Genomic DNA, 11555 nt, shown 5'->3' on the forward strand with positions numbered 1-11555 from the left:
ACGCCACGCTGGCGTCAGAAGAATGAAAGCATACCGCGTGTAGACCGGAATTTTACTTCAACCGTTCCAAGTCTTTGTAAAAAATGAATATTTTCTTGCCCTGACGCAATCCGCGCGGTCCATGTGCGGACTGGGTAGGGCTCGCGATCCGGTTTCGACCGCGGGATCGGTACGATTGACCGCCCGTGCCCGCTACGCCGTCGGCGCGTGCCCGTCCAACGCGTGCCCGTCCAGCGCACCGTTGGCTGCCGCCGGCTCGAGCCCGGCCGCCACGCCCGCCGCCGCGGGAAAGCCGTCCGGCAGCCCGACCACGCGCACTTCGCGCTGCGGGAACGGAATCGAAATCCCGTGCTCGCTGAACAGCCGCCAGATGTTGCGGTTCACGCTCGAGCGCACGCCCGACGTGCCTTTCGCCGCATCCTCGATCCAGAAGCCGAGCTCCAGATCGATCCCGTCGGCGCCGAAACTCACGAGGTACGCGGTCGGCGCCGGCTCGGCCAGCACGCGCGGCACGTCCTTCGCGGCGTCGGCGAGCAACGCGAGTGCCTGCTCGACGTCGCTCGTGTAAGCGACCTGCACCGCAACCTTCGCATAGCCGCGCGTCAGGTACGACGACTGGTTCTGCACGACGTCGGTGATCAGCTTCTCGTTCGGGATCAGCGTCTCGTTGCCGTCGAGGCCGCGCACGACCGTGTAGCGCGTGCGGATCTGCGTGACGACGCCCTGCAGCCCGCCGACGCTGATCGCATCGCCGAGCCGCAACGAGCGGTCGAGCAGGATGATGAAGCCCGACACGTAGTTGCTGGCGATCTTCTGCAGCCCGAAACCGAGGCCGACGCCCACCGCGCCGCCGAACACGCCGAGCACCGTCACGTCGATGCCGACGAGCGACAAGCCGATCAGGATCGCCGCGAACACGAGCAGCGCGCGCCCGACCCGCGACAGCACGACCTTCAGGTTCGCATCGAGCGTGCTCACGCGCGACAGGCGATCCTCGAGCACCGAGCCGAGCCACATCGCGACCATCAGCGTCACGCACACCCACAGCGCGCCGGAAATCACCGACAGCAGCGTGAGGTGCGCGGTCGCGACCCGGAACTGCACGCTGTCGAGCCAGCCGAGCACGTCGCGCTGGATGCCCAGCACCGTCATCACCATCGCGGCCCACACGACGGTCGACACGATCTTCTCGACGATCGACAGCCACGCGTGCGTATGGCCGTCGCGCGCGAACACGCGCCGCGCGAAGAAGAACAGCACGTAGATCAGCCCGATGCCGAACAGCGGCACGAGCGCGAGCGACAGCAGCGACGTCGACATGAACGGGTCGAACGCGAGCTGCGCGCCGCCGACGAACACGCTGCCGAACAGCGGAAACAGCGCACGTTTCAGGCTCTGCGCGCCCGCGCCCGGCGCGCGTCCGGCCGCCCGCCGGTGCGCATCGATCCGACCGTGCACGACGCGCGCGGCCACCCAGGCGAAGCACAGCGCCCCGACGAGGATCGCCGCCTGCCAGACCATCACAGGCTGGTGGAAATCGCGAATCACCGATGCCAGCCGGTGCGACAGCAGGCGGCTCTGCAGACTCTCCATCGTCCGTCCGGGCAGTCGTTACTGCGCGGCGCGGCGCTCGAGCACCGCGGCGAAGAAGCCGTCGGTCGCGTGGCGGTGCGGCCACAGCGACAGGTAATCGCCCGTCTCGAGTTCGATGCGCTGGTCGGCCAGCACCTGCTGCGCCGGCACCAGCACGAAGTCGGGATGATCGGCCAGGAACTGTTCGACGATGCGCTCGTTCTCGGCGTCGAGCACGCTGCAGGTCGCGTAGACGAGCCGGCCCCCCTTCTTCACGAGCCGCGCGGCGCTCGCGAGAATCGACGCCTGTTTCGGCGTCAGCTCGTCGATCGCCGTGCGCGTCTGGCGCCACTTCAGGTCCGGATTGCGGCGCAGCGTGCCGAGGCCGCTGCACGGCGCGTCGACCAGCACGCGGTCGATCTTGCCAGCGAGCCGCTTGATCTTCGCGTCGTGCTCGCTGTCGATCAGCACCGGGTTCACGTTCGACAGCCCGCTGCGCGCGAGGCGCGGCTTCAGCTTCGCGAGGCGCTTCTCGGAGATGTCGAACGCATAGAGACGCCCGGTCGAGCGCATCATCGCGCCGAGCGCGAGCGTCTTGCCGCCCGCGCCCGCGCAAAAATCGACGACCATCTCGCCGCGCCGCGGCGCGACCAGCGAGCACAGCAGCTGGCTGCCTTCGTCCTGCACCTCGATCGCGCCCTCCTCGAACAGCTTCAGGCGCGTCAGCGCCGGCTTGCCGACCACGCGCACGCCGAACGGCGCGAACGGCGTCGCGCCCGCGTCGATGCCGCTCACGCGCAGCGCCTCGATCACCTGGTCGCGGCTCGCCTTCTGCGCGTTGGCGCGCAGGTCGAGCGGCGCCGGGTAGTTCAGCGCGGCGGCGAGCTGCGCAAGCTCGTCGGCGTCGAAACGGGCCGACAGCGCCTGGTGAATCCAGTCGGGCAGGTTCGTGCGAATGCGCACCGGCAGGCTCGCCGGGTCGATCTTCGACACGTGCTCGAGCCACGCGGACTCGGTGTCGGACAGGAACGGCTTCAGCGCATTGCGCCCCATCGTCTGCATCAGGCCAAGCAGCGTGAGGCGCCGCGCGGGCGTGCCCGTGCCGCTCTCGGCCAGATGCGAAAACTCCATCTTCCGGCGCAGCACCGCGAACACGGCCTCGGCGATCACGCCGCGCTCGGCATGCCCGAGCTTCGGGTGCGCGCGGAAGAACCGGCTCGTCGTCGCGTCGGCGGGGCCGGCGAACTTCAGCACCTCGGCCAGCAAAGTCTCGGTCTGGCCGATCAGGAATCCGTGCAGCTTCATACGCCCTCACTCGTTTCGGTATGCGGTTGATCCGCGAAAATCCAGCGCGCCTCTTCGGGCGCCACCACTGCACGGCCGTGCTCGAGGCGCAGGCGCCCGTCGACGAACCAGCGCACCGCGCGCGGATACAACACGTGCTCGACCGTCAGCACGCGCCGCGCGAGCGCGGCCGCGTCGTCGCCGGCGCGCACCGGCACCGCGCCCTGCGCGACGATCGCGCCGCTGTCGAGCTCGGGAATGACGAAATGCACGCTCGCGCCATGCAGCGCGACGCCCGCATCCAGCGCCTGCTGATGCGTGTGGATGCCCTTGAAGCTCGGCAGCAGCGACGGATGGATGTTCAGCAGCCGGCCTTCGTATCGTCTGACGAATGCGGGCGTGAGGATGCGCATGAAGCCGGCAAGGATGACGAGATCGGGCGCGAAACGGTCGATCTCCGCGGCGAGCGCCGCGTCGAAGCTGTCGCGGCCGTCGAACGACCGGTGGTCGACCACCGCCGTCGCCACCCCGTGCGACGCGGCAAAAGCCAGCCCGGCCGCATCGGGCCGGTTGGCGATCACGGCGGCAATCTCGGCCGGCCAGCGTTCCTGCGCGCACGCGCGGACGATGGCCTCCATGTTGCTGCCGCGACCGGAAATCAGGATCACGAGTTTTTTCATCCGCGAATTTTACCATTCGCCCTCGCGATTCCCGCCTTCTCGGCCGTCGGGCCGCCCGAACGTTTATAATCTTCTGCTTTGCGGCATCCCACCGCCCATCCCCCGACGCTGCATCCGCTATCGTGAAAGTCTTCCGCGGCCTGCCCAACGCCGAGAGCCGCGCCCCGTGCGCGCTGACGATCGGCAACTTCGACGGTGTCCATCGCGGCCACCAGGCCCTGCTCGCGCGCGTGCGCGCGGCAGCGGACGCACGCGGCCTGCCCGTGTGCGTGATGACGTTCGAGCCGCACCCGCGCGAATTCTTCAACCCGGCCGGCGCGCCGCCGCGCATCGCGATGCTGCGCGACAAGCTGGAAGCGCTGCGCGACCACGGGGTCGACCGCGTCGTCGTCGAGCACTTCAACCACACCTTCGCGAGCCAGTCGCCGCAGGCGTTCGTCGAACGCACGCTGGTGAACGGGTTGCACGCGCGCTGGATGATGGTCGGCGACGATTTCTGCTACGGCGCGAAGCGCGCGGGCACCTTCGACACGCTGAAGGCGGCCGGCGAGCTGCACGGCTTCGAGGTCGAGCAGATGGGCACGGTGTCCGGCAGCGACGGCACGCGCATTTCCAGCTCCGGCGTGCGCGCGGCGCTCGCCGCGGGCGATCTCGACGCGGCCGCGCAGGCGCTCGGCCACGGCTACGCGATCAGCGGCCACGTCGCGCACGGGCTCAAGCTCGGCCGCGACCTCGGCTTCCCGACGCTGAACCTGCCGATCGCGCACAAGCGGCCGGCGCTCGCGGGCATCTTCGTCGTGCAGGTGCACGGCCTCGGCCCCGAGCCGCTGCCGGGCGTCGCGAGCCTCGGGCTGCGCCCGACCGTCGACGATTCGGGCCGCGTGCTGCTCGAAGTCCACCTGCTCGACTGGCACGGCGACGCGTACGGCAAGCTGATCCGCGTCGAATTCCTGAAGAAGCTGCGCGACGAGGCGAAGTTCGACGATCTCGAGGCGCTGTCGCGCGCGATCGCGCTGGACGTCGCGAATGCGCGCGCGTACTTCGTCGAACGCGACCGTGCGCCGGGTAGCCGCGCGACGGGCTTCGCGACGTCGGCCACCGACCGAATTAGCTGATCCGGACGGCGGCGCCTCGCCGCCCCCTCGCGCCGCCCTGTCGCGCGCCTACCCGATTCACGACGCCCGAGCGTCCCCGATTTAGATAGCGATCCCATCATGAGCAACAAGAAAGCCGATTCGAAACCGCAGGCCAAGTATCCGGTCAACCTGCTCGACACGCCGTTCCCGATGCGCGGCGACCTGCCCAAGCGCGAGCCGCAGTGGGTCAAGGAGTGGGAAGAGCGCGGCATCTACGAGAAGATCCGCGCGGCCAGCAAGGGCCGGCCGAAGTTCATCCTGCACGACGGCCCGCCGTATGCGAACGGCGACATCCACCTCGGCCACGCGGTCAACAAGATCCTGAAGGACATCGTCGTCAAGTCGCGCAACATGGCCGGCTTCGACGCGCCGTACGTGCCGGGCTGGGATTGCCACGGGATGCCGATCGAGATCCAGATCGAGAAGCAGTTCGGCAAGTCGCTGCCGGCGGCCGAAGTGATGAGCAAGGCGCGCGCGTACGCGACCGAGCAGATCGAGAAGCAGAAGGTCGGCTTCAAGCGCCTGGGCGTGCTCGGCGACTGGGCCAACCCGTACAAGACGATGAACTTCGTGAACGAGGCGGAAGAAATCCGCGCGCTCGGCAAGATCATCGAGAAGGGCTACGTGTATCGCGGGCTGAAGCCGGTCAACTGGTGCTTCGACTGCGGCTCGGCGCTCGCGGAAGCGGAAGTCGAGTACAAGGACCGCACCGACCCGACGATCGACGTGATGTTCGCATTCGCGGAACCGGAAAAGACCGCGCACGCGTTCGGCCTGCCGGCGCTGCCGCGCGCCGAGGGCGGCATCGTGATCTGGACCACCACGCCGTGGACGATTCCCGCCAACCAGGCGCTGAACCTCCATCCGGAGATCGTCTACGCGCTGGTCGACACCGAGCGCGGGCTGCTGATCATCGCGCAAGAGCGCGTCGAAGCGTGCATGGCCGACTTCAAGCTGACCGGCCGCGTCGTCGCGACCGCGCCCGGCGTGAAGCTCGCGAACCTGCGCTTCCACCACCCGCTCGCGTCGGCCCACCCCGGCTACCAGCGCACCGCGCCCGTCTACCTCGGCGACTACGTGACGACCGACACGGGTACCGGCGTCGTGCACTCGTCGCCTGCGTACGGTATCGAGGACTTCCAGTCGTGCAAGGCGCACGGGATGACCGATTCGGACATCATCAACCCGGTGATGGGCGACGGCCGCTATATCGAATCGCTGCCGCTGTTCGGCGGCCTGTCGATCTGGGACGCGAACCCGAAGGTCGTCGACGCGCTGAACGCAGCCGGCTCGCTGCTGCGCAGCGAGCACTACAAGCACAGCTACATGCACTGCTGGCGCCACAAGACGCCGATCATCTACCGCGCGACGTCGCAGTGGTTCGCCGGCATGGACGTGACGCCGCAAGACGGCGGCAAGACGCTGCGCGAAACCGCGCTCGAAGGCATCGACGCGACCGCGTTCTACCCGTCGTGGGGCAAGCAGCGCCTGTTCAGCATGATCGCGAACCGTCCCGACTGGACGCTGTCGCGCCAGCGCCAGTGGGGCGTGCCGATGGCGTTCTTCGTGCACAAGGAAACCGGCGAGCTGCACCCGCGCACGCTCGAGCTGCTCGAGGAAGTCGCGAAGCGCGTCGAGCAGTCGGGCATCGAGGCGTGGCAATCGCTCGACCCGCGCGAGCTGATCGGCGACGACGCGAACCTGTACGAGAAGAACCGCGACACGCTCGACGTGTGGTTCGACTCGGGCACGACGCACTGGCACGTGCTGCGCGGCTCGCACAAGGATCAGCTGCAGTTCCCGGCCGACCTGTACCTCGAGGGCTCGGACCAGCACCGCGGCTGGTTCCACTCGTCGCTGCTGACCGCATCGATGATCGACGGCCGCGCGCCGTACAAGGGCCTGCTCACGCACGGCTTCACGGTCGACGGCGAAGGCCGCAAGATGAGCAAGTCGCTCGGCAACGGCATCGACCCGCATGAAGTCGCGAACCGTCTCGGCGCGGAAATCATCCGCCTGTGGATCGCCTCGACCGACTACTCGGGCGAGCTCGCGATCTCCGAGGAAATCCTGAAGCGCGTGACCGAAGGCTATCGCCGCATCCGCAACACGCTGCGCTTCCTGCTCGCGAACCTGTCGGATTTCGATTTCGCGCAGCACGCGGTGCCGGTCGACGAATGGCTCGAGATCGACCGCTATGCGGTCGCGTTCTCGCAGCAACTGCAAACCGAACTGCTCGGCCACTACGAGAAGTACGAATTCCACCCGGTCGTCGCGAAGCTGCAGACGTACTGCTCGGAAGACCTCGGCGGCTTCTACCTCGACGTGCTGAAGGATCGCCTGTACACGAGCGCCGCCGATTCGCGCGCGCGCCGCTCCGCGCAAACCGCGCTGTATCACCTCACGCACGGCCTGCTGCGCGTGCTCGCGCCGTTCCTGTCGTTCACGGCGGAAGAAGCGTGGAAGGTGTTCCAGCCGGCGAGCGACACGATCTTCACGGAAACCTACTACGCGTATCCGGAAGTCGCCGGCTCGGCCGCGCTGATCGAGAAGTGGGCGCTGCTGCGCGACGTGCGCGGCAACGTGACGAAGGCGCTCGAGGAAGCGCGTACCGCGAACCGCATCGGTTCGTCGCTGCAGGCCGAAGTGGCCGTGCATGCGAGCGGCGCGCGCTACGACGCGCTCACGAGCCTCGGCGACGACCTGAAGTTCGTGCTGATCACGTCGGCGGCGACCGTCGTGAAGGTCGACGACGAAGCTCAGGAAAGCGTCGACGTGGCCGCGTCGAAGTACCAGAAGTGCGAACGCTGCTGGCACTACCGCGAAGATGTCGGCGCGCACGCCGATCATCCGACGCTGTGCGGCCGCTGCTTCTCGAACCTGTTTGAAAACGGCGAAATCCGGAGCGCTGCTTAAATATGGCGAAGACCCTGTCGAAACCGGCCAGCGGCGCGCTCGCGCCCTGGCTCGGCATTTCGCTGATCGTGATCCTGTTCGATCAGCTGTCGAAGATCGCGATCCTCAAGACGTTCGCGTATGGCGCGCAGCATGCGCTGACGTCGTTCTTCAACCTCGTGCTGGTGTACAACCGCGGCGCCGCGTTCGGCTTCCTGTCGACCGCGAGCGGCTGGCAGCGCTGGGCGTTCACCGCGCTCGGCATCGGCGCGACGCTCGTGATCTGCTTCCTGCTGAAGCGCCACGGCCATCAGCGGCTGTTCAGCGTGTCGCTCGCGCTGATCCTGGGCGGCGCGCTCGGCAACGTGATCGACCGGCTCGTCTACGGCCACGTGATCGACTTCCTCGATTTCCACGTCGGCGCGTGGCACTTCCCGGCGTTCAACCTCGCCGATTCCGCGATCACGGTCGGCGCGGTGCTGCTGATCTACGACGAGCTGCGGCGCGTGCGCGGCGCGCGCTGAGCGCGCATACTCCGTGTCGACGGCCGGCTTCGCGCCGGCCGTTCCGTTCGACCCCAGGAGGCCTGAGTTGGCACACGCAGAACTCGCAGGAAAACACCTCGTTCTCGGCCTGACGGGCGGCATCGCCTGCTACAAGATCGCCGAACTCACGCGGCTGCTCGTGAAGGCCGGCGCGACCGTGCAGGTCGCGATGACCGACGCCGCCACCCAGTTCATCACGCCCGTCACGATGCAGGCGCTGTCGGGCCGGCCCGTCTATACGAGCCAGTGGGACGCGCGCATCGACAACAACATGGCGCACATCGACCTGTCGCGCGAAGCCGACGCGATCGTGATCGCGCCCGCGTCGACGGATTTCCTCGCGAAGCTCGCGCACGGGTTCGCCGACGATCTGCTGTCGACGCTGTGTATCGCACGCGACTGCCCACTGCTCGTCGTCCCCGCGATGAACCGCCAGATGTGGCAGAACCCAGCCACGCAGCGCAATGCCGCGCAACTGCGCGCGGACGGCGTGTCGGTGCTCGGCCCCGATTCGGGCGCGCAGGCCTGCGGCGAAGTCGGCGACGGCCGCATGCTCGAGCCCGAGGCGATCTACGAAGCGATCGTCGCGCACTTCGCGCCGAAGGTGCTCGCGCACCGCCGCGTGCTGATCACGGCCGGGCCGACGTTCGAACCGCTCGACCCGGTGCGCGGCCTGACGAACCGCTCCAGCGGCAAGATGGGTTTCGCGCTCGCGCGCGCCGCGCAGCAGGCCGGCGCCGACGTGCACCTCGTCGCCGGGCCGGTCGCGCTCGACACGCCGTGGGGCGTGTACCGCCAGGACGTGCAGACCGCGCAGCAGATGTACGATGCGGTGATGCATGCGGTCGCCGATGCCGACATCTTCATCGCGGTGGCCGCGGTCGCCGACTGGCGCGTCGACCAGCCGGCCGAGCACAAGATGAAGAAGACGGCCGACCGCAAGATGCCGGCGCTCGCGTTCGTCGAGAACCCCGACATCCTCGCGTCGGTCGCGGCGCTGCCCGATGCGCCGTTCTGCGTCGGCTTCGCGGCCGAAAGCGGCGACCTCGACGTGCACGGCGACGAAAAGCGCAAGCGCAAGAACGTCCCGCTGCTCGTCGGCAACCTCGGCCCGCTGACGTTCGGCCGCGACGACAACGAAGTCGTGCTGTTCGAGGCCGCCGGCCTCACGCGCCTGCCGCGCGCGCCCAAGGAAGAACTCGCGCACACGCTCGTGGCCGAAATCGCGAAGCGCCTGCCCGACAACCGCCTGATCTGATCTCCGCGCGGCGGCGCTTGCCGCCGCGCCCTTCCCGACCGATTCGACGACCGCATGAAACTCGACCTGAAGATTCTCGACGCGCGCATGCGCGACTACCTGCCCGCCTACGCGACGACCGGTAGCGCCGGCCTCGACCTGCGCGCATGCCTCGACGCACCGGTTACGCTGCAGCCCGGCGCAACGACGCTGGTGCCGACGGGCCTCGCGATCCACCTCGCCGATCCCGGCTATGCGGCGCTGATCCTGCCGCGCTCGGGCCTCGGCCACAAGCACGGGATCGTGCTCGGCAACCTCGTCGGCCTGATCGACTCCGACTACCAGGGCCAGTTGATGGTCTCGACGTGGAACCGCGGCCAGACAGAGTTCGTGCTGAATCCGTTCGAACGCCTCGCGCAGCTCGTGATCGTGCCGGTCGTGCAGGCGCAGTTCAACATCGTCGACGAATTCACCGAGAGCGATCGCGGCGAAGGCGGGTTCGGCAGCACCGGCCGCCACTGAGCCGCGCAGAGCAAAAAAAAGCCCTTTTCCTTTTCACGCGCCGTCGCTTGCCGGCCGGTTGGACGGTCCTCGCATAGACGGCCATCGCGACCAGCACGCCGAACAACACGGCCCCGTCGCGCCGATCTTCATGATCCAGAACGCGAGCGTGATTTCGGGAAGTTTGTTCATTCGAAGCCTTTTTGCAGGAAACGGCGCGACGGTGCGGACCGGCGCGCGTTGCAGACAGGATCGAATGTGGTCGCCGCCCGCTTAACGGAACCTTAGCGACCGAAGAACGGCGCGGGCAGCGGCGCCGGCGTCAGCGCGCGTGCTGGTGCCGGTAATGCAGCGCGTAGGCGAGCGTCAGCAGCACGACGAACACGACGCCGACCACCATCGTCATCCGGAATTCGCGCGTGAAAGCGGTCGTCAGCAGGATCGCCGCGACGAGCCCCGCGCCGAGCAGGCTGCCGAACGGGTGCCCCCACATCCGGAACGCGAGCGCGGGGCCGCGATACCGCGAACGGAACCGCAGGTGCGTGACGAAGATCATCAGCCACGTGAACAGCGCGCCGAACATCGCGATCGCCATCATCACCGTGAACGCGGTATCGGGCGCGAGCGCGACCAGTACGGCCGCGACGGCAACGCCGCTCGTCGAGATCCACAGCGCCGCGCGCGGCACGCCGTTCGCGCCGAGCCGGCCGAACACCGCAGGCGCGAGGCGCGCGCGCGACAGGCTGAACATCATCCGCGTCGTCACGTAGAGCTGGCTGTTCATCGCCGACAGCGCCGCGATCAACAGCACGAAGTTGATCACGCCCGCCGCGTACGGCACGTGCGTCGCGGCCATCACCTTCACGAACGGGCTTTCGTCGGTGCCGGCCTGCGTCCACGGCACGATCGCGAGCATCAGCGCGAGCGTCAGCAGGTAGAACAGCACGAGCCGGAACACGGTCGAGCGGAATGCGCGCGTGACCGCGTGCTGCGGATCGCGCGCCTCGCCGGCCGCGATCGCGACCGCTTCGATGCTCATGTAGCTGAAGATCGCGACGATCACCGCGACCCAGGTGCCCCACGGGCCCTTCGGCATGAAGCCGCCGTGCGCGGTGTAGTTCGCAAAGCCGATGCCCGATGCGGCCGGCGCGGACCACACGAGCAACGCGCCGAGCACGATGAACACGACGATCGCCGCGATCTTCAGCAGCGAGAACGCGTATTCGACGGTGCCGTACAGCGTGACGCTCGCGAGGTTCACCGCGATCAGCAGCGCGGAGAAGCCGATCACCCAGTACCAGCCGGGCACGACCGGAAACCAGTACTTCATGAACACGGCGATCGCGCTGATTTCGGTGCCGATCGCGAATACAACGGCGAACCAGTACGCATAGCGCACGAGAAAACCCGCGAGCGGGCCGACGTAGTGCTCGGCATAGGCGCCGAACGAGCCGGCCGTGGGGTGCGCGACGGTCATTTCCGCGAGCACGCCCATCAGCAGCAGCGCGATCAGCGCACCGATCGCATACGAAACCAGCACGCTCGGGCCGGCGAGCCCGATCGCGAAACCGCTGCCGAGGAACAGCCCCGTGCCGATCGCGCCGCCGATCGCGATCATCGCCATCTGCCCCGACGTCAGCGCGTGGCGCAACCCTTGTTCGCGCGCGACGATATCGTCGAACGACCGTTGTTGTTCTGTCACTGC

9 protein-coding genes are annotated in these 11555 nt (G+C 68.0%); 5 read left to right on the forward strand and 4 right to left on the reverse strand.

Annotated elements, in window-relative coordinates; translation table 11 throughout:
* Window positions 1-192: 192 nt before the first annotated feature.
* The 3 genes from QZM72_RS17170 to purN are packed head-to-tail and all read right to left on the reverse strand — an operon-like array spanning window position 193 to window position 3536.
* On the reverse strand, window positions 193-1593 hold the full coding sequence (locus tag QZM72_RS17170; protein ID WP_301738712.1) for a mechanosensitive ion channel family protein: 1401 nt from the start codon (window positions 1591-1593) through the stop codon (window positions 193-195).
* Window positions 1594-1611: 18 nt separating this feature from the next.
* Entirely contained in the window at window positions 1612-2877 is a 1266-nt protein-coding gene (locus QZM72_RS17175) for an RsmB/NOP family class I SAM-dependent RNA methyltransferase (RefSeq protein ID WP_301738713.1), read from the reverse strand.
* Complete coding sequence (purN, locus tag QZM72_RS17180; RefSeq protein WP_301738714.1) at window positions 2874-3536, reverse strand: phosphoribosylglycinamide formyltransferase; 663 nt, start codon at window positions 3534-3536, stop codon at window positions 2874-2876. The genes QZM72_RS17175 and purN overlap by 4 nt, the downstream gene beginning before the upstream one ends.
* A 122-nt stretch (window positions 3537-3658) precedes the next feature.
* Between purN and QZM72_RS17185 the strand changes: the two genes are divergently transcribed.
* From QZM72_RS17185 to dut, 5 genes are all read left to right on the forward strand, one after another.
* Window positions 3659-4651, forward strand: coding sequence for a bifunctional riboflavin kinase/FAD synthetase (locus QZM72_RS17185; RefSeq protein ID WP_050017542.1), 993 nt, complete (start codon window positions 3659-3661; stop codon window positions 4649-4651).
* A gap of 99 nt (window positions 4652-4750) precedes the next feature.
* Window positions 4751-7588: an isoleucine--tRNA ligase gene (ileS, locus tag QZM72_RS17190; RefSeq protein ID WP_301738715.1), complete on the forward strand. Its 2838-nt coding sequence runs from the start codon at window positions 4751-4753 to the stop codon at window positions 7586-7588.
* Window positions 7589-7590: 2 nt separating this feature from the next.
* Complete coding sequence (gene lspA / locus QZM72_RS17195) at window positions 7591-8091, forward strand: signal peptidase II (RefSeq protein ID WP_089468247.1); 501 nt, start codon at window positions 7591-7593, stop codon at window positions 8089-8091.
* Window positions 8092-8158: 67 nt separating this feature from the next.
* Entirely contained in the window at window positions 8159-9370 is a 1212-nt protein-coding gene (gene coaBC / locus QZM72_RS17200; protein ID WP_301738716.1) for a bifunctional phosphopantothenoylcysteine decarboxylase/phosphopantothenate--cysteine ligase CoaBC, read from the forward strand.
* A gap of 54 nt (window positions 9371-9424) precedes the next feature.
* Complete coding sequence (dut, locus tag QZM72_RS17205; RefSeq protein ID WP_089468249.1) at window positions 9425-9871, forward strand: dUTP diphosphatase; 447 nt, start codon at window positions 9425-9427, stop codon at window positions 9869-9871.
* 301 nt (window positions 9872-10172) lie between these two features.
* Here the strand turns inward: dut and QZM72_RS17210 are convergent, their stop codons facing one another.
* Window positions 10173-11552, reverse strand: a complete 1380-nt coding sequence (locus QZM72_RS17210) for an amino acid permease (protein WP_301738717.1) — start codon at window positions 11550-11552, stop codon at window positions 10173-10175.
* Between the last annotated feature and the right edge of the window lie 3 nt (window positions 11553-11555).

Source organism: Burkholderia sp. AU45388 (assembly GCF_030481585.1).
Classification (GTDB): Bacteria; Pseudomonadota; Gammaproteobacteria; order Burkholderiales; family Burkholderiaceae; genus Burkholderia; species Burkholderia sola.

What these genes read in the sequence shown, in the direction of transcription:
- QZM72_RS17170 (WP_301738712.1), bottom strand. Translation starts at nt 1,593, where the DNA reads ATGGAGAGTCTGCAGAGCCGCCTGCTGTCGCACCGGCTGGCATCGGTG.
- QZM72_RS17175 (WP_301738713.1), bottom strand. Translation starts at nt 2,877, where the DNA reads ATGAAGCTGCACGGATTCCTGATCGGCCAGACCGAGACTTTGCTGGCC.
- purN (WP_301738714.1), bottom strand. Translation starts at nt 3,536, where the DNA reads ATGAAAAAACTCGTGATCCTGATTTCCGGTCGCGGCAGCAACATGGAG.
- ileS (WP_301738715.1), top strand. Translation starts at nt 4,751, where the DNA reads ATGAGCAACAAGAAAGCCGATTCGAAACCGCAGGCCAAGTATCCGGTC.
- lspA (WP_089468247.1), top strand. Translation starts at nt 7,591, where the DNA reads ATGGCGAAGACCCTGTCGAAACCGGCCAGCGGCGCGCTCGCGCCCTGG.
- dut (WP_089468249.1), top strand. Translation starts at nt 9,425, where the DNA reads ATGAAACTCGACCTGAAGATTCTCGACGCGCGCATGCGCGACTACCTG.